Consider the following 17,666-nt stretch of genomic DNA (forward strand, 5'->3'; position numbering starts at 1 on the left):
ACTGGGGTACGTGACGAACAAGAACCCCCGCCCCGGTTTGGCCGTCGCGGCGCTGAGCATAGGTACCGCCCTCAACCCGCTGAACTCGTCCATGATTGCGGTGGCACTGGTGGTGCTGCGGGAGGACTTCGCGTTGGACGTCGCAACCGTCACCTGGGTCATCACAGCCTTCTATCTCGCGTCTGCCGCCGGGCAACCGCTCATGGGCAGGCTGGCCGACCGCTTCGGACCACGCCGTTTGTTCACCTTCGGGATGGCGCTCGTCGCGGTCACCTGCGCGATCGCCCCGTTCCTTCCAAGCTTCGCGCTCGTCTGTGTGGCCCGGGCCTTGATGGCCGTGGGCACTGCGACCGCGTACCCCTGCGCGGTGGTCATGGTCACCGAACTCAGCCGCTTGGCCAACGAACCCACCACACGTCCGCTGGGGCGTATCCAAATGGCCAACACTTCCGCCGCCGCCGTAGGCCCCGTGGTGGGAGGGTTGCTGGTGAGCCTCTTCGACTGGCAGGCGCTCTTCGTCATCAACGTCCCACTGGCGCTGGCCGCCTTGCTGGTTGTCCAGCGCGCCGCGCCCGCCGACACCGGGCAGGAAACAGGATCCCTCGGCAAGCTCATCCGAGACTCGGACATCCCGGGCATCCTCGCCTTCGTCGTCTCTTTGATGCTCGCTATGATGGCCCTGCTCAACGTCCTGCCTGGGTTCCGCTGGCACCTGCTGGCTGCCGCCGTCGTGATCGGTGCCTTGTTCGCGTGGCGTGAGCTGCGCTTCAGCCCGCCGTTCCTGGACCTCCGGCTCCTGGGCGGGAACCGTCCGCTGCTGCTGATTTACCTCGTCTTCATTGTGTTCAGCGGGGTCTACTACTTTGCGTTCTTCGGCGTTCCGCAGTTGCTGCAGGAAGCAGGAAATTACGACGCCGGGCTGGTGGGCTTGCTGATGCTTCCCCTTGCGTCGTTGTCGGTTGTGGTGACGCCCTTTACTGTTCGGTTGATTGAGCGGTTCGGCGTGCGGGCCGTACTGATCACCGGGGTCTGCGTCCTGACGGCAGCCTCGGGTGCGCTCGGGTTGCTGACCCTGTCCCTGTGGCCGCCGCTGGTGCTGGTGGTTACCGCCGTCATGGGTGTGCCGTACGGTGCGGTGAGCACCGCTTCGAACCAAGCCCTCTACGTCTCTGCCCGTCCCGAGGAACGCGGTGTTGCCGCCGGTATCTTCCAGACGTGCCGTTACCTCGGCGCCATCACGGCCACTGTGCTGATTGGTGTTTTGTACGGCCCGGGCGTCAATCAGGCGAACTGGGGGCTCATGGTTTGGGTGATGCTCGCGCTGAGCCTGGTGGTGATTGTGCTCTCCGCGATGTGGAAGAAGCCGGAGGCCGGGTCCCGCCGCCTGTAGCTTCACCGCCTGCGGACTGCCAGCGGTCATTTTCTGGACCTGCGGGATCGGAGGAACCCAATGACAGCGCCAAGCAGCAGCAGAACACCGGCTGTGTAGATGAGGCCGGTTCCCGTGCCACCGGTGAAAGGCAGTTGGAACCCGCCGTTGGAGGGAATGTTCTTGACCTGCAGGTCTACACCTACCGCGGTGGTGGCTGCGGTGACCAGGAAGGGGATAGGTTCAGAGAGCAACTCGTAACCGGCGGGCGCGGTGTTTTCCACTAGGTAGTAGGTTCGGAAGTCAGGGCTTCCTGGCGCAACGGCACTGCCGTCAGCCCAATCCGAGTACCGGAGACCTGAAATGGTCAAAGTTCCGTCACCGGCAACGGCGAAGCTCGTTTGCCCACCGATGACCACCGGGTTGGTGCCGGCCTTGGCGTCTGCCTCGGAGGTAAAGACAGAGAACGAAGCACCCGACAATGCTTCGCCATATTCGTTGATCTTCTCCACTGTGATGGCACCCCACTTGGTGACCACCGGAGGGGTCACCACAGGTCCGCCGGGTTGTCCGGGGGTAACGTCGAGGCTAGCCGCGTTGGGGTAGAGCAGGGCGTCGTTCTCGATCTCGCCTACTGCGTTGACAGCTACGGTAATGACCACTTGGACCCGGGTGGCCTGACGTACCGCCAGCAGCTGACGGCCACCTTCTGTGAAGATCACTGAGACAGTATTCGTGCCCGCATCGAAAACGACGTCGTAGTCGCTCGCATCCAACACTGTCCCGTCGACCAGGGTCACATCTGTTCCGACGTAGGTGAGCTTGGTATCCAGATGGTCCACAATCCTGTAGCCGTCGATCACCGATTCGTTGGGGATGTCACCGAGGATGGTGAAGTCGATTAGGTCCCCAAGCTTCACGTCAGCGGCATCCGTGACGGTCTTTTCTGCAGTGGAGACTGAGTTCTTGGGATAGACATCAACGTCATACAGCCAGTTGTTCTGGTTGTCCGGATCCGTGGTGGGGATGGTTACCAGGAACGGCGCGGCCGGTGTGACTCCCGCCGGGACATTCGTCTCCGTGACCAAATACAAGCCGATGGGAAGGTTGGCGAAAACGGCCGTTCCGTCGGCGGCTGTTGTCTGCGAGATGGCCGTTCCCAGCGTGTATCCCGCTCCTGTGATCGAGCCCGTGGGGTTCTGGGGATCGAACACATGGCTCAGGTTGTTGGCGGCCTCCCATCCCGCGTTGGTGGATAAGTCCAGGGTGTTGACCTGCTGGATGGTGAACTCGACCCCTGCCAAGGGAGTAAAGCCCGACGTGTCCGGAACCGCGAACGTGGTGAAGCCGTTGCCATCGCCGCGGTGGTTGCCGCCGCCGTTGTGGCCACTGCCGTTGTTGCCGCCGCCGCCCGTTTTCACGGGCTTTTCAAACTTGTGCACCGTAATTGAGCCCGTTTGGTCACCGTCGACCACCGGGGCAGCTGCGGCGGGGCCGACTGTGGAACACAGCGCCAATGCTGCACCGGCCAACGACGCGGCGGCTGCTCGCCATAACCGCCGGGGGTATGAAGTTTTCACTGCATGCTCGTTTCTCTCAGTGTGATGGTGCTCAATGCTGGTGCCGGCGGTGTCTATAGGGTTGCGGGAAACGACGACGGGATTTGAGGAGCGATCCAGTTAATCCGGCAGGACCCGGATGGTGGTTTCGGGTGACTTCTCTATGATTCGTCGCGGGATGTTGCCTTGAAAGGACAACCAGAGGATGCGGCCATCGGAGGTGACGGTGTCCACCTTGCCGCGGTCCATGAATTCGCCGTGTTCATAGACCTCGACGTTGCGTCCCCGCACCCCGGTCCAGTCGGTGGCTACAATCCAGCCAGCATCTGCTTGCACGGCGTCCCCGGGGTCCTTGGTTTGGTTCATGAGTCATCCCTCTTGTGCGCACGGGTCTTTCAACCGCGAATACTTTTCAGACTCAGTGGCACAACGGGACGGGATGTGACGCGAAAAGCGGTCAGAATTTAAGAATCATCAATTGCTGCGTCGCCCTGGTCATGGCAACGTAGCGGTCCACGGCTCCTTCGATCCCTTCACCGAATGAGTCCGGATCAACCAGGACAACCAGATCGAACTCAAGGCCCTTCACCAGTTCCGGCGCCAGCACCCGGATGCGCGGCGACGCTGGTAGCGAACCCGTTCCGGCGTCGTACTTGGCGATCACGCAAGCCGTCCCCTCAGGGTGCGCTTCAAGCCAGTCAGTGAGCACAGTTCCCAGCTCGCCGACTGAACTGTGCACCACCGGCAGGCCACCGGTCCGGATGGAGGTGGGCACGTTGGCGTCGGGGAGGGCGGCGCGGATGATGGGTTGGGCCTCGGCCATGACTTCCTGGGGCGTGCGGTAATTGATGCTGAGGCTGGTGAGATTAACGGCGCCCAATCCCACCCGCTCCAGACGTTCCTCCCATGATTCGGTGAATCCGTGACGGGCCTGAGCGCGGTCGCCGACCACCGTGAAACTGCGCGAGGGGCAGCGCTGGAGGAGCATCTGCCATTCGGCGTCGGTGAGTTCCTGTGCCTCGTCCACCACGACGTGCGCGAAGGGCCCGGCAAGGACGTCGGGGTCCGCGATGGGCACGTCATCGTCGGCCAGTTTTTCCTGCATGTCCTCTCCGCGCAGCATGGACATGACCTGGAGTTCGGAGTCGTCGGCGGCGATGAGATCCTCCACCACGCGGTCCATGAGTTCCTTCTCGGCAGCCGCTTCGGTGTTCCGACGCCGCTTGCGTTGGGCCGCGCGGGGGTCGCCGAGGCGTTGGCGGGCAGCGTCCAGGAGCGGGAGGTCGGGCACGGTCCAGGCGTTTGGTTCCTTTCGTTGCAAGGTGGCCACTTCTTCCGGAGTGAGCCACGGCGCGCTCAGCCGGAGGTACGCCGGAACGCGCCAAAGGTCAGCGACCAGCTCGGCGTAGTCCAGCAGCGGCCAAGACTTGTTGAAGGCCTCCGTCAGCTCGGTGTTTTGGGCGAATGCTCTTCTGAGGAGGTCCTCGGGGATCTCGTCGGTATCGAACTTGTCCAGCAGGATGGTGACGAGCTCCTCCCACACGTCCTCGCGCGCCTCGTTATGCGGTGTGCCCGGCGACGGTGCGTTGAACGCCTCGGCCCAGTCGTCCGCGCTGAGCCACACGTCCGCCCACGGCGTCTCAACCTCAAGGCCGTCCGTGGGCGGTTCTTCGTAGAACCGGACGGCTTTTTCAACGGTCCGGACCATATCCGCTGCGCTTTTGAGGCGTACGACGGCGGCACTCGGCTCGGGTGCCGCGGCGGCTCCTTCGGGAACCAGGTCCCTGATGGTGCAGGTTTGCACGCCCTCTTCGCCGAGGCTGGGAAGAACGTCCGCGACGTAGTTGAGGTAGGGCCGATGCGGACCGACGAAGAGGACGCCGCCACGCCTGTGCCCGAGCCTGGGATCGGAGTAGAGCAGGTACGCTGCCCGGTGCAAGGCGACCACTGTCTTGCCGGTACCCGGTCCGCCGTCGACTACCAAAGCACCGCGGGACGATGCCCGGATGATGGCGTCCTGGTCCGCTTGGATGGTGCCGAGGACGTCGCGCATTTTCGCGGAGCGGCTGCTGCCCAGGCTGGCGATGAAGGCGGAGAGATCCTCCAAGGCCGGGTTCTCTTCGCTGTCGCTGGTGAAGGACTCGTCCCAGTAGTCGGTGATCCGGCCGCGCGTCCAGCGGTAGCGACGGCGGCCGGCCAGGCCCATGGGGTTCGCGTGGGTTGCACCGAAGAAAGGTTCGGCAGCGGGGGAGCGCCAGTCGATCAGGAGCCGTTGGCCGTCGCTGTCCGTGAGTCCGAGGCGGCCGATGTAGAGGGTTTCCTCGTCTTCTGCGGTGACGACCCGGCCGAGGCAGAGGTCCAGGCCGTACGCTTTCAGTGCTTTGAGCCTGCCCGTGAGGCGACGCGTTTCGACGTCCTTCTCCACTGCTTCCTGGCCGAAGCGGCTGGGGGATTTCCTGATGGCTTCGAGCTGACCTTCGAGGTCCGCGATCGTTTGCTCCAGGCTCGCGGCGATGGCTGCGAAGTGCTGCTCATCGCCGGCGATAAGGGAGGGAGTGGCTTTGGGGGATAGGTGCTCAGGCAGGTTGAAGGCACTGGTTGCGAGAGGCATGGGAGCTCCTTGGTCCGGATTCAGCTCCCCATTGTGCGGCAGGCCCCGGCCCTTGCGGCAAGGCCCCCTGTGCCGTATAGATTGAAAGTGAGGAGAGGCGTTCTCCTCTTTTTTGTGCGCTTTTGGGGTTGGCTGCGCGCCCGTTTCGATGGCTTGCTGCGCACTATGCCGTGCCAACCATCGAATGCGCAGCGAGTCATCGAATCGGGACGCCGCATCGACTGGCCGGAGCGCGTTACAGCGCTAAGACCACGCCGAGAACGATCGGAAGAACCACAAAGACACCAAGGAAAAAGCCCATCACAACACGTCCCTTGCGGCTACCCACATTGACCGTCCAACCGACACCCGTGCCAGCCCGCTTAGGGACCAGAACGTGTGGGTCCTCTGGATTGTTGTAGATGACGCCTGCAACCCACAGCCTGCTTTCCTGCTCTTCTGCTTCCGTGGGGCGGATTCCTTGGTGGTGGGCCGTCCGGTGCGCCCAACGGGATGCCGTTGCATAGGAAACCGGAATGACGGCAAGAATCAAAGCGGTGAGTACGATCGCCGGCCACAGAGGAACTCGATCCGGATTTACCCACCCCGCTACTGCCAGAAAGCCGAACAAAGCCGCCAGCAGGATTGACGTGCCGCCCATGGCTGCCACGGTGCCGCGGATCACTGCTTCCCGGCTATAGAGCTTCCAGGGGCTGGCATCCTTGTCCGGCTGATCCATCCTCGACACCGCTGCAGTGACCAGCGCCAGGAAGATGCTGACCCCGGCGCCCATCACCGGGGCAAGGAACACCGAGCCGAAGGACTTTGGAGACCAGTCGTCCGGGCGCCCGTCTGGTCCCCAGTGCGTTGGGACGGGATCGGGAAGCGACTCGTAAAGGGTGGCTCCATAGGCGAAGCAGGCTCCGCAGATTAGCAGTGCTAGGAGATGCAGCAGCCAGCCCAGGCCGCGACCACGAGTGATCCGAGTTTCAGTAGCCACCGTCACAAACGTCAGCCTAGTCCGGCGTGAGACGGTCGGATAATCCAGTGGCGTGACCAGGCCCGCCCATTTCGACCGCTCGCTGCATGTTAGACGGTAGGAAGCGTCTAACACGCAGCAAGTCATCGAATCGGGCTCCACGCGTCATTGTCGGGCGGGTGTGATGCGGACTTGTATCCTTGTCCAGGCTGATGTCTTTCAGCTCATCGCACGCACTTTTCCCGGGGAAAAATTGAATATCAATGCTCTGCGCGGCCTTGCCGTATCCGCTCTCTTGGCCATTAGCCTCACGTCGTGCTCTGGAGGAGGGGCCTCTTCTGCCGAGGCGGAGCCTTCTCCGGTCAGCGAGTCCGCTACCCCGACCGAAGTGCCGTTCAAGACCTACTCGAGGGTTGAGCTTGGGAAGATCCTTGAAAGCGTCAGGGATTCCAACGACACTCGTCTGCTGGTGATGCCGGATGATCGGTTGAAGGATGCCCTTAAGCAGGCGAAGGACATCGTATCCAATAGCACTGTTGAACCGGCCGCCTGCGCTGAGTTCGTTGCCGGAGGTGGAGCCCAATTGGAGGATGGAGCCGTTGTCAGCATCGGTGCGTCACCCAGTTCGAACGCTGAATCGGTAGTCTTGTTGACCTTGGTTTCCGGAGTGTCCGAGGACCGAGTAAACGAACTCATGGCGGGCAGGGCTGCAAACGTGAAATCTTGTGGAGCCAGCCAGGCCACGATTCTCGGGCAGAGTGTAGAAGCGGTGACCAGCGTCCTCCAGACATCCGCCAAGACAGATGGAGCCCTGGCGTACAAGTCGTCAGCAACAGCTCCGGGAGCCGGCAGCCAGGATCAAGTGGTGGTAATGGCAGCCAAGGGCGGCGTTGTGCTCATGGGCCAGTCCACAGGTACGGCCGTTGCTGATTCAGACCTTCCGAAACTGGAGGCAATGCTGGACCAAGCCGCGGACCTTATTAAGTAACGGATACCAACCGGGCCGGGCGACTCTTGAAGAAGTTGGTGTTCGTCATTCTCAGCGCGGCGGTGGCAGCGTCGATTGCTGCCGCCACCGCTTGTGTGACGCTTCGAATGCTGGGCACAGAGAGACCCGGCCTGATCTCGTTGATCCTTTTGGCCGGCGTAGGTGCCCTGAGTGGCGCATGGTTTGCCTCCAGGTTCTGGGATGACCGTAAAGCCGTTCGTCAGCGAGCAGTTCACAATGCGGAGGACGTTGCGTAGAGCGTGGTACGGGCCAGGCACTACCGCCGCAGGAATTCCTCGTGCTGGCGATGCGCTTCTGCAACCTGCTCACGGATCTTGTCCACGTCCTTGGCCTTGTTCCGGTACTTCAACGGCATCTGCGCGATCTGCATCTCTTCCGCGGTCAGGGCGCGGTAGATGCGTTCGCGTTCGGCGGCGTCGGCGGTGTAGTCGAGGTCGAGGTAGTCGACGGCGTGGCGGCGCGCGTTGTTGATGGCTGTCTGGGCTTTGCCGGCGGGGCTGAGGAGGGACAGAACCACCGTCACGATGAGCGTTCCACAGATCACGCTGAGCGACAGGCCGGTGGAGATCTCGACGACGTTCACGTGCTCGCCGTCGTTGATGAACGGGAGGTTGTTCTCGTGGAGAGCGTGGAGGATCAGCTTCACGCCAATGAACGCCAGGATCGCGGCAAGGCCATAGGAAAGGTAGATGAGGCGGTCCAGGAGGCCGTCGATCAGGAAGTACAGCTGCCGCAGCCCCATCAGTGAGAAGGCAGTGGCCGTGAACACAATGAACACGTTTTGCGTCAGGCCGAAAATGGCCGGAATGGAGTCGAGCGCGAACAGGATGTCCGTTCCGCCGATCGCCACCATCACCAAGAGCATCGGGGTTAGCGCACGCTTGCCGTTAACCACCGTGAAGAGCTTGTCGCCGTCGTACTTATCCGTGGTGTGGAAGAGCTTTTTGGCGAGCCGAATCATGAAGTTGTTCGCCTGATCGTCGCCGTGGGAGTCGGGCTTGAGGAGGTTGCCGGCGGTCAGCAAGAGGATCAGGCCGAACAGGTAGAACACCCACGCGAACGAGTTGATCAGAGCCGCGCCCAGGAAGATGAAGCCCGTCCGGGCGATCAGCGAGAACACGATGCCGAAGAGCAGTACCTTTTGCTGGTCCTCACGCGGAACCCGGAAGCTCGCCATGATGATCAGGAAGACGAAGAGGTTGTCCACGGACAGGGCCTTCTCCGTGATGTAGCCGGCGAAGTACTCCGACCCCATCTGCGCCCCGCCGAACACGAGGACCAGGATGCCGAACACCACAGCCAGGCCCACGTAGATGGACGACCAGACCGCTGCCTCTTTCAGCGTGGGGACGTGGGCTTTGCGGATATGAAAGAAGTAGTCGAACGCCAGAAGCGCCAGAATGACGACGATGGTGATGCCCCAGATCAGGGGAGAGACAGTCATTGGATCCTGCTTTCGTGAGGCGGGGCGTGGAACTCAGCGAGGGTCGTGTAACTTCTTCCTCCAACTTACCGGGTTAGGTCCCGTGTTACGGCGTCGCGGGTTGGGAGTGGCGTACGACGGCGGGTGGTTGGCTTTGGTGGGTGGCTTTGCCGGATTCGACGAATGGTGAAGGCCATAATGGGGCGATGACCGTACCTTTCCTGGGGGCCACCTCGTCCAACAGAGTCCGTGCAGCCATATTTGTTGATTTCGACAACGTCTATATCGGGCTCAAATCACTTGATCCGTCTGCCGCGGAGCGGTTCGCCACTGATCCCGGCCAGCGATTACACAGGCGGACGAAGCGGGTGGGAAACACGTGCGATTCCTCATTCGCAATTGCTACCTCAACCCGACCGTTTACGCGAAGTACCGGACCTATTGGACCCGAGCAGGCTTCAGGGTCATCGACTGTCCTTCCCTTACTCAGCAAGGAAAGAGCAGTAGGACATCAATCTGGTTCTGGACGCAGTGGATGTCTTGGCTGGTGTTGCGCATGTGGAGGAATTCTTTATCGCCTCGGATGACGCAGATTTTACGTCGCTCGTTCAGCGGTTCCGGGCTGCTGATCGCCGAACGACCGTGATAGTCGCTGGACCAGTTGCTGCTGCATACAGACAGATGGCGGACACGGTTATCCAGTCGCACGACTTCCTTGCGCTACTGAGTGGGGTGGCGAGCAGCGCCCTCGCGGTGGAGCCGGCCCGGCCACGGGCTGGGGATACTGCTAAGCCTGCGGCCAAGAAGGCCTCGTTAGCTTCAAGTGCAGCAGTTGCGGTACGCGAGATGGTCAAGGCCGCTGAGGGGCCGATCAAATCCGCGGTAGTTGCCCAGCGAGCATTGCCTGTGGATCCGACGCTCAGCAGCGACTGGGGCGGCCAAGGCAAATTCGGTACTTGGATAACCCGCATCGACGACGGAATACAGTTTGCGCCTATTCCCTCCCCGGGGTGGGTTTGGGATGCAAAACGGTTCTCGCAGGGAGATCTCCCTACGGTGGAAGATCCAGACGCTTCATTCCAAAATCAGATTGCACGGGTCACGGATATCCCGGCTTTGTCGGCGGTGCAATACAGGCAGATTCTGGTCACTCTGGCAGACAAACTGGCCGAGACCACCAATCGGAGTGAGCTCGCAAAACTGGTCCGGGATGAGTGCTTAGCTTCGGATGTTCCTGTGGCCCGTTCCTCCGTGAATTACGTCATTCAGGGATTGATCTATGCCAAGGTCACGCTCGCCAGTGGCTTGTCGTCAGCCGAGCTTACCCGGGCCTGGGTGGGGCACGTGGAAGGTATGTGCCGGGTGTCTGGGCTCCAACTCGACAAGGGCGAAGCGGCAAAGCTCCGAGCCTGGGCCGGGGAGGGCTAGCCGGACAACCAGGGAAGGCCTGACGTCCGACTAGTTCACTTTGACCAGTACCTGATCAATCCGCGCGAGCAAACCGGGCCAGCCGTTGCCCATGCCTTCGAGGGCTTGGCGGCCCAACGGGGTGTCCAACTTGAAGCCCGCGTGCTCGAAGTGCAGGACCGTGCCGTTGGCGGTCGTTTCCAGTTCCCATGTGATGGCTGTGTCCAGCATGCCTTCGGCGAAGATGAACGTGATCAATTTGCCCGGCTCGACTGCCGTGACTTCGCCCACTGCTGCTGGCCCCAGTTGCCCCTATCCATCGTGAAGCGGTGACCGACAGTTGGCGCAACGTCGCCGGGAGCCCACCACTGTGCGAGGAGTTTTCCGCGTCGCCTTTGTTGGGTGCTGGCGTTTCAGTTAACGACGACGGCGGCAGAGACTTCTTCGGGAATCCCGCCTCTGGTGCCGGCTCCGTTGGGGCTCCGAACATCGGTGCCTATCAGGGGCCTGGAATTGCGCCTGCGGCGCTGCCTTTCGGTTCTTTGGTGAACCAGAGGTCAGTGGCGAACGCGGCCAATCCGCGCAATGGGGCTGTTACGGCTGGTCGGCGGACGTTCTCGGAGGAGGCACTTGCGGCGGCTGGGTTTGGTGACTGGGAAGCCGTACTCTGCATTTGGGGTCTCGTGCGTTTGGCATCCGACGGCGGTGGGGACTCCGGATATTTTAAAGGCAGCTGGGCAGGAAGTTGCTGTTTCGGGCAAGGGGCGGACTTTGCTGTTGACGGCGTTCTCCAAGGGGAACGTGTCCTCGGATGTCGCGACCGTGCACTTCACCAACGGGCAGACCCGGCAGGTTACTCTTTCTCTGCCGAAGGAGTTAAATTCTGACTGCCGTTGGGGTTGCAAAGAGAAAATGAGAAATCCCCTTGGACCGGAAACCGGTCTAAGGAGGTCGGAATCAGGACTAATTGCTCCTCCAAGCCCCGCTGCTGCAGTGCGTCCTGGCCGGGGGATTGCGGCCTAAGTGTTCGTGCATCACGCGGCCCTCTGTACGGAAGGAATTCGTCCTCGCGTGCGCCATGTTCGATAGTCAGCAGTTCCACCTAATACATGTGTCGCCAGCTGGGCAAGCAAGCGTTATATTCGGTACACGCCAGTGCCTATGGCGCGGATTTAGTTCTGGAGAAGTGGGGGAATGGCGATGATGCCACCGTTTGACGTGCAGACCGGGCACCTACCGGTGGGCCGATACAGCTGCACGCCGGAGGAGGCACAGCAGAGGCTGGTTCATGATCCGGGGTTCAAGAATTCTTCTACCCGCGTGGACCTCTGGCTGAACTTCGAAAGGTATATCGCGAAGTTCTTCGCTCTTGAGGAAAAGTATCAGGACATCCTGACGGCTCCAGTCTTGGACAGGGTATGGCTCGGTGGGAGTTTTGTCAGTGCCAAACTAGATCCTAATAACGTGGATGCGACGCTGATCATTAACCGAGGAGCCAAGGATGCGCTCCGAGGGAAGGCGGGGACGGGACTTTTCGCACGCTCCCGGGACTCGGTCAAGGATGAATTCGGCGTTTCGCCATTATTCTTGTACTACGAGCCTGTCGTGCATGTTTTCCGTTTGGACGGTTTGGAAGAGTCGCATAGGACATATTTGGCGACTCGCGGCACGTGGGATGACTGGTGGCAGCGTGTACGTGCGGAGGATGATCGGGGCCTGTCGGAAGGGACCTGCCTGCCAAGACGGGGTTATGTAGAGGTGGTGATGTCATGAACGCTCCGAGGTCACATTTCGAGTGGCGTAACCGTCTCTTGTCTCAACACCGTGAGAGCTTCGAAGAGACAGACGCCCCAAGCCTCGATGATGTGGGTTGGGAGCAATTGGAGCGCAAACAGTGGCTGGAGGCGGCCCAGGCCTTCGACCCTGGAGCAACTCTGATGGAGGAACTTTTGGTTCGCCTTATCGGAGAAACCGCCACCAATTCCGCCTTGCGCTTGGAATGGGAGGGCCTTCTGCGGCCTATTCAGGATGCGGTCGCCGCTGCCGCTGACGGGAATGTGAATTTGGAACTTTCGGGGTTCTCAAAGGGCAGTAGCGTCCTCCACTTCCGAGCCGTGAAGCGGGAACCAGTTGAATTTTTGGCGGATGACGATGTGCCTATGCGGGAAACGCCTCTGGCAGCTCCGGTTCGCCGATTCATTGAGTTCGTGGATGCAGTTGAGCACGAGGAGGACGTGCGTATGTATTCCAATTCGCCAATGCTCAGCGGCGTGGCCAAACTTTCGGAAGAACTTGAAAGGCTTGGCCTCGTTGCAGACTTCCGTTTTTACGCACGGAGTGGCGACCTTCGCCGGGCAACGCTGAGCGAACGCGGACTGGACTACATGAAATCACTGAGTGAAGCTGAGGAATTCACAACGCAGATATTTGTTAGCGGACGCGTGACTGAGTTGCGCGAATCGGGGCATGCCAAGGTTAAGCGAGGCACCACACGGAATGCTACGGCCTTTGACGTGCAATTCGATTCCCAGTCCCTGACGGACATGCGGCTGGTTTTGGGGCAGTACGTTAACTGGCGTGTTTCTATGGTCTCAACGAAGGATAAGCTGGGACGCCTGCGATCGACGCGCTATGAGTTCGACGGTGATTCCGGCCTGCATCAAGAGGACGCGTTTCAGTTGGACGAGAAAGATGCTTGGAATGTACGGATAGCTGCTCAGGAAGGGCGGACTGAACTCTGGAGAAACAAGGATGAAGTCGTTCTCCCCGATGAAGATGTCTCCCCAGACGAGGACGCACCTCGCTAAGGTCTGACTCCCTACGGCGTGGTGGCTCGCAGCCTTGTTTTCCGGTGTCGTTCTGTTGACTAAGGAGCCTCCCCGATCGTTCGCGAGTCACTACCCGTCAATCAGCGGAGCGGCGCGCCAGGGGCCTGCCAGCAATCCCACAGCAACGGGCCCTGCCGCGAGGCGGCGACTAGGTGGTCTACCCGGCGATTTCCCAACTCGTAAGCAGAGTTGCCGAGCCGGAGCGGAAGTTAGTCGAGCCAAGCCCGGACTTGAGGTCGATGCTTAACGGCTGCAGAGAAACGACTGATTGAGAATACTTTGGACCTGCCGTACGTCTGAGGCCACTTGAGCGGTGAACGAGACGCAAAATGTTCGCAGGCGTGATCTCAAGGATCCGCTAGCAGCCCCGACGCGCACAGCAGCATCCCGCCTTGCATACGAGGAGATGAGGTGCGTTGTCGTTGCATGTGATCACCATCGCAAGACAAAAACCCGAGGTGTCAACAGTACTCGCCTGAAAATGTCAGTGCCGTAGGCGACAATGGGACGGTGATGAAATACGTAGATCTGTTTGCTGGCTGTGGTGGCCTGTCCTTGGGTGTCGAGCGCGCAGGGGGTGAACTTGTCGTGGCGGTTGAGAAATCGGACATGGCAGCCCGAACCTTCTACCACAACCTTGTGGCTGACGCCTCGGACGCTCGGAAGTGGAACGACTACATCGCCTTGCCAGTGAAGGAGCAGGCGGAGGGTCGGGTGCTGGTCAAGGAACTAAACGTCCTACTCAACGACGATAACGTGATGCAAGGCTTGACCGAGGCCAATCTGGACTTGGTCGTGGGCGGACCTCCGTGTCAAGGGTTCTCGCTTGCGGGTCGGCGGAAGTTTGACGATGTTCGCAACAAACTTCCATGGGAATATCTGGAGTTTGTAGCTCGAACCCAGCCCAAAGCTGTGGTCATAGAAAACGTAGTTGGAATGAATCAACGCTTTACGACACAAGAAGAGTCGTCGTTTACGCAACTACAGCAGGCATTGAGGGAGACGGAGCCCGGGTACGTGGTGCAGGGCGTTCATGTGAACGCTATGCACTACGGAGCACCCCAACACCGACCTCGACTAATGATCATCGCTTTGCGTTCGGACGTGGCTCAGGCCTTGGACGTTGAGTCCACGGGTGAACTATGGAAATCAGAGTTCAAAGATGCCCTGAAATCAGCGCTGCCACCATTAGCGCCGATTCCAACCGTTTCCAGCCACGAAGTGCGAACAGTGTCTGACGCGGTTGCCGATCTCTCGCCTCACGCTCCAAACGAACTGCAAGGTCGAAACGGGTCTTACATTCGTAGCCTGCGAAGTCCAAAATGGAAGATGCGGACAAGGCCTGGGGGCCCGCAGACAAATCATGTGCCCCGAAGGCACAACGAGAAAACCACTCAGCGTTTCCGCTTGTATCAGTATCTCGCGGGAGCAGGTTTGGATCAAAGAATCATAAGCAGGGCAGCATCTTTGACAGAATCAGATGCCGTCCTTTACGTCAAGAATCAACTGGTGGACGCGAAGCTTCCCGCGGTTGCCCCGGACGGAGTGGAGTTAGCTTCGACCCTTGATGAGCTGTGTGGGGTTGTCCTCAGTCTCGCCACCAAGAAGCACTCTCAGAAGGTGCTGGGATGGACAAAGCCAGCTCGTACAGTTGTAACCCTGCCAGACGACTACGTTCACCCATCAGAGCCTCGGATTTTCACAGTCCGAGAAATGGCGCGCTTTCAGGGCTTCCCCGACCGATTCGAGTTCCTCGGTAAGGAAACGACGGGCGCCCATAGACGCAGAGTGGAAGTGCCACAGTATTCGCAGGTGGGAAATGCGGTCTCTCCCTGGCTATCATTGGCCGTCGGGGAGCGCATTGCAAATCTTTTGGGGGATGAACGGATTGCGTCAGTTAAACGAGACTGAACTTGCTAACGCAGCGTTTCTAACACGTTTTAGCATTGATTTCGGACTTCTTGAGCCCACGGCAACTGGACTGGGTAAGAGCATCATGGATGCAACCTTTGAATATCGCTCGTTTTTATCTCGTCAAGGGATTCATGACTATTCGTTGCAAGCGCAGGGTACGCAAAATAAGTCCATTATCCCTGCGAGGATAATGACGCTGGATGGTGATGTCTTAGAAGTCGCTGCTTCGCTCTATCGCCCCATGACCAAGAAGGGTGACCCACGTGTCTGGTTCTCTCAACTAAAGAGACACTGTATAGCAGGGGATATTCTAGCCAGTGTATGGAACGGTAGTTGCATATGGCTGCTCAACTTGAGTCGTGTTGATCTAAGCAAGGCCGTTGAAATCAACGCGAATTACAGGACCCTTCTGAAGCCGAGAATCTCGGCGCGAGAGAGCGTGTTCGAAGAGCTGTTGGAGATGCTACGTGACATATCTGCTCGCGGTTTCATTCCAGCCATTCGCCACGGCGACACAGGAGTTGGTCATCTTCTCGAAACTGAGCTCGGTATACAGGCTAACTCGTCGAAAGCGCCTGATTACAAAGGCGTTGAAATAAAGTCAACGCGAGGTAAGCAGAGGCGTAGTCTAACCTTATTTGCCAGAGTACCTGATTGGAGCATTAGTCAACTTCCATCAGTGCGACGGTTGTGGGAGGAGTTTGGATATGACCGCGCCGATGGTAAAGGGCGAAGGTTAAATTGTACCGTTAGCGGAACGACCTGGAACTCGCAGGGTCTTAAGTTGAGTGTCGACGACAACGCAGGCATCCTGCGTGAGGCATCGCGAAATCCCGAGGTGCCATATCCAGTTTCGTGGCGGTTGGAAGTCTTGCAGGATGCGTTAGCTCAGAAGCATGCTGATACGTTCTGGGTGAAGGCGAATTCACGTCGCGAAGGAGGCGTGGAATTGATTCACTACCATTCCGCGGTGCAAACGAGTATGCCTATAGTTCAGCAGCTTTCGCCCATGCTCGCGAGCGGCGGAGTAACTGTAGACCACGTTATCAATTTGAAGGCGGGGGCAGGTGTCTCAGCTCCTCGCGAAGCAGGTCCCCTATTCAAAATAAAGGAACAGCGGTTTACCGAGCTGTTTCCAGAGCCAATTATTCATAGTTTGATGTCTAAACCCTAATGGACGCCTAGTCTTCCAGAAAATTTTGTGCGATCGCGAGGATGACTTCACTGTCCTTCGTTTGGCATTCCCAAATAATCAGCACATTCCAGCCCTGCTCCATTAAGTTTAGGACCTGTTCACGATCTCGCTCTTGATTACGAGCGCGTTTTTCTGCCCAAAAGTCTGGGTTTGACTTGGGCAGGCGTAGGCCTACCGGACAGTCATGGGCGTGCCAGAAGCATCCGTGGACAAATATTGCTTTTCTTCGTGAAGGAAAAACCAAATCGGGGCTTCCTGGCAGCCTCTTATCGTGAACGAGGTATCGATATCCTTCGCGGTGGAGAGTGCGCCGTACACGAAGCTCTGGTTTCGTGTCCTTTGAACGAATCTTTGCCATGTGCTGGCTTCGCTGTTCTGGGGTCATGAAGTCCGTCACCGGTTGCTCCTCCCACTTCCAAACTCAAGTTGCTCCCCGTTGAACGACCTCACGGCACTGCAATCTCCGGGGTAGAGCACCGGCTGCTCTCATTTGATAAGGCACTGTTCGGTCTACTGTTTTACACCCAGTATGTTCGGGGTTGGCGGTTTTGCGTCACCATATTCCACGCAAGTGATGTTCTGAGGAGCCTAACCTCCGCGGTCGGCCTTTACTGTAGGTGCAATGGCCCCACTTGCCCCGTGCTCCCAGTGTGTCGACGCTTCTCAACATGAGGGTCTATATAGGATGTTGCTCTTGGCACCTGACCTGCCGAGCGAAGGCGGAAAAGTGGTCTGCCAAATGAATGATCACAGAGGTAACTGAATTTGCAGTATACGGCGATTATAGAGCCCAGACGGCGGGGCGCTGCTGGAATGTGTGCTCGGAGCGTCAGGTTCTCGGAGGAGCCAGCGTGAGCGGTCGGCCATACGCTTCGTTGAAGATATCGCAGCTCGAGGAGCTAGCTCTCGCCAGCCGGGAGGACGATGTGGTATTACGGCGGCTTGCCGCTGAACTACGCCTTCGGAAGACGCTACGGGCCCAGAAACTTCTGCGGACGGTGGAAGCCTCTCCAGCGGAATATGGAGAAGCTGCGGAGGTCGGCGCGGCTCTTGATTCAGTGCTGCGGCAGGAGGGGCGCGTTGGAGGCCCGGATGGGAACAATGATTCTGGTCCCTCTCAGGACTACGAGTCGTTGAAGAGAAAGTACGAGACGCTGCGAGCAACTTTCACGCTTGAGGCTGAGATACTGGCGCGCTGGGGCATGACGCCGCTACTTCCCGCAGATTTGCAGATTCAGGTGTTCGATGCTTGGGAAGGGAGGCTGATGGGTTCGATGGACAGCCTGATCAGGACTCCTGAAAGATTGTTGGCGGACCGAGAGCGAATTGCACTGGAACGTAAAGCTCGAGGCATTTGATGGAATCATTGGGATCGAGTATCAGGTGCGGAGAT

At 59.3% G+C, this 17,666-nt stretch carries 15 protein-coding genes; 8 read left to right on the forward strand and 7 right to left on the reverse strand.

All coding sequences use genetic code 11. The features are described 5' to 3' along the window. Positions 1 to 10 precede the first annotated feature (10 nt). Positions 11 to 1,390 carry an MFS transporter gene (locus AUR_RS15565; RefSeq protein WP_062095545.1) on the forward strand — a complete coding sequence of 460 codons (1,380 nt, stop codon included), beginning with the start codon at positions 11 to 13 and terminating at the stop codon, positions 1,388 to 1,390. Between the two features lie 26 nt (positions 1,391 to 1,416). Here AUR_RS15565 and AUR_RS15570 read toward each other — a convergent pair whose 3' ends face one another. The 4 genes from AUR_RS15570 to AUR_RS15585 all read right to left on the reverse strand — a co-directional run bounded on the left by AUR_RS15570 (position 1,417) and on the right by AUR_RS15585 (position 6,518). Continuing rightward, positions 1,417 to 2,949, reverse strand: a complete 1,533-nt coding sequence (locus AUR_RS15570) for a SpaH/EbpB family LPXTG-anchored major pilin (RefSeq protein WP_148649968.1) — start codon at positions 2,947 to 2,949, stop codon at positions 1,417 to 1,419. A 99-nt stretch (positions 2,950 to 3,048) separates the two neighbouring features. Then, complete coding sequence (locus AUR_RS15575) at positions 3,049 to 3,294, reverse strand: hypothetical protein (protein ID WP_062095549.1); 246 nt, start codon at positions 3,292 to 3,294, stop codon at positions 3,049 to 3,051. 91 nt (positions 3,295 to 3,385) lie between these two features. Next, on the reverse strand, positions 3,386 to 5,539 hold the full coding sequence (gene helR, locus AUR_RS15580) for an RNA polymerase recycling motor ATPase HelR (RefSeq protein ID WP_062095552.1): 2,154 nt from the start codon (positions 5,537 to 5,539) through the stop codon (positions 3,386 to 3,388). A gap of 235 nt (positions 5,540 to 5,774) precedes the next feature. Continuing rightward, entirely contained in the window at positions 5,775 to 6,518 is a 744-nt protein-coding gene (locus AUR_RS15585) for a DUF1648 domain-containing protein (protein WP_164888691.1), read from the reverse strand. Between the two features lie 232 nt (positions 6,519 to 6,750). On the opposite strand from AUR_RS15585, the gene AUR_RS15590 reads away from it, so the two are divergent. Beyond that, a complete protein-coding gene (locus AUR_RS15590; protein ID WP_128397204.1) occupies positions 6,751 to 7,485 on the forward strand; it encodes a hypothetical protein in 735 nt (244 codons plus the stop codon). 277 nt (positions 7,486 to 7,762) lie between these two features. On the opposite strand, the gene AUR_RS15595 is transcribed toward AUR_RS15590, so the two are convergent. Then, complete coding sequence (locus tag AUR_RS15595; protein WP_062095562.1) at positions 7,763 to 8,950, reverse strand: TerC family protein; 1,188 nt, start codon at positions 8,948 to 8,950, stop codon at positions 7,763 to 7,765. A gap of 510 nt (positions 8,951 to 9,460) precedes the next feature. Between AUR_RS15595 and AUR_RS15600 the strand changes: the two genes are divergently transcribed. After that, positions 9,461 to 10,357: an NYN domain-containing protein gene (locus tag AUR_RS15600; RefSeq protein ID WP_062095564.1), complete on the forward strand. Its 897-nt coding sequence runs from the start codon at positions 9,461 to 9,463 to the stop codon at positions 10,355 to 10,357. Between the two features lie 30 nt (positions 10,358 to 10,387). On the opposite strand, the gene AUR_RS15605 is transcribed toward AUR_RS15600, so the two are convergent. Beyond that, positions 10,388 to 10,627, reverse strand: coding sequence for an SRPBCC family protein (locus AUR_RS15605; RefSeq protein WP_241650937.1), 240 nt, complete (start codon positions 10,625 to 10,627; stop codon positions 10,388 to 10,390). A 903-nt stretch (positions 10,628 to 11,530) separates the two neighbouring features. Between AUR_RS15605 and AUR_RS15610 the strand changes: the two genes are divergently transcribed. The 4 genes from AUR_RS15610 (at position 11,531) to AUR_RS15625 (ending at position 16,252) form a co-directional block, all read left to right on the forward strand. Further along, complete coding sequence (locus tag AUR_RS15610) at positions 11,531 to 12,109, forward strand: DUF6932 family protein (protein WP_062095567.1); 579 nt, start codon at positions 11,531 to 11,533, stop codon at positions 12,107 to 12,109. Continuing rightward, positions 12,106 to 13,143 carry a hypothetical protein gene (locus AUR_RS15615; RefSeq protein WP_062095569.1) on the forward strand — a complete coding sequence of 346 codons (1,038 nt, stop codon included), beginning with the start codon at positions 12,106 to 12,108 and terminating at the stop codon, positions 13,141 to 13,143. The genes AUR_RS15610 and AUR_RS15615 overlap by 4 nt, the downstream gene beginning before the upstream one ends. Positions 13,144 to 13,677: 534 nt before the next feature. Then, positions 13,678 to 15,075: a DNA cytosine methyltransferase gene (locus AUR_RS15620; protein ID WP_062095572.1), complete on the forward strand. Its 1,398-nt coding sequence runs from the start codon at positions 13,678 to 13,680 to the stop codon at positions 15,073 to 15,075. Further along, positions 15,044 to 16,252 (forward strand): MvaI/BcnI family restriction endonuclease, encoded by a 1,209-nt coding sequence (locus AUR_RS15625; RefSeq protein WP_164888692.1) that lies wholly within the window; start codon positions 15,044 to 15,046, stop codon positions 16,250 to 16,252. Before AUR_RS15620 ends, AUR_RS15625 begins: the two co-directional genes overlap by 32 nt. A 7-nt stretch (positions 16,253 to 16,259) precedes the next feature. Here the strand turns inward: AUR_RS15625 and AUR_RS15630 are convergent, their stop codons facing one another. Then, the gene (locus tag AUR_RS15630) at positions 16,260 to 16,670 is read right to left on the reverse strand and encodes a very short patch repair endonuclease (RefSeq protein ID WP_062095574.1); all 411 of its coding nucleotides are present in this window, start codon (positions 16,668 to 16,670) and stop codon (positions 16,260 to 16,262) included. 454 nt (positions 16,671 to 17,124) lie between these two features. Between AUR_RS15630 and AUR_RS15635 the strand changes: the two genes are divergently transcribed. Continuing rightward, positions 17,125 to 17,631, forward strand: coding sequence for a hypothetical protein (locus AUR_RS15635; protein WP_062095577.1), 507 nt, complete (start codon positions 17,125 to 17,127; stop codon positions 17,629 to 17,631). Positions 17,632 to 17,666 lie beyond the last annotated feature (35 nt).

Source organism: Paenarthrobacter ureafaciens, assembly GCF_004028095.1.
Taxonomy (GTDB): domain Bacteria; phylum Actinomycetota; class Actinomycetes; order Actinomycetales; family Micrococcaceae; genus Arthrobacter; species Arthrobacter ureafaciens.

Excerpts from the sequence above, each read along its gene's own strand:
- AUR_RS15575 (WP_062095549.1), bottom strand. The coding sequence starts at position 3,294 with ATGAACCAAACCAAGGACCCCGGGGACGCCGTGCAAGCAGATGCTGGC.
- helR (WP_062095552.1), bottom strand. The coding sequence starts at position 5,539 with ATGCCTCTCGCAACCAGTGCCTTCAACCTGCCTGAGCACCTATCCCCC.
- AUR_RS15595 (WP_062095562.1), bottom strand. The coding sequence starts at position 8,950 with ATGACTGTCTCTCCCCTGATCTGGGGCATCACCATCGTCGTCATTCTG.
- AUR_RS15610 (WP_062095567.1), top strand. The coding sequence starts at position 11,531 with ATGGCGATGATGCCACCGTTTGACGTGCAGACCGGGCACCTACCGGTG.
- AUR_RS15615 (WP_062095569.1), top strand. The coding sequence starts at position 12,106 with ATGAACGCTCCGAGGTCACATTTCGAGTGGCGTAACCGTCTCTTGTCT.
- AUR_RS15620 (WP_062095572.1), top strand. The coding sequence starts at position 13,678 with ATGAAATACGTAGATCTGTTTGCTGGCTGTGGTGGCCTGTCCTTGGGT.
- AUR_RS15625 (WP_164888692.1), top strand. The coding sequence starts at position 15,044 with ATGAACGGATTGCGTCAGTTAAACGAGACTGAACTTGCTAACGCAGCG.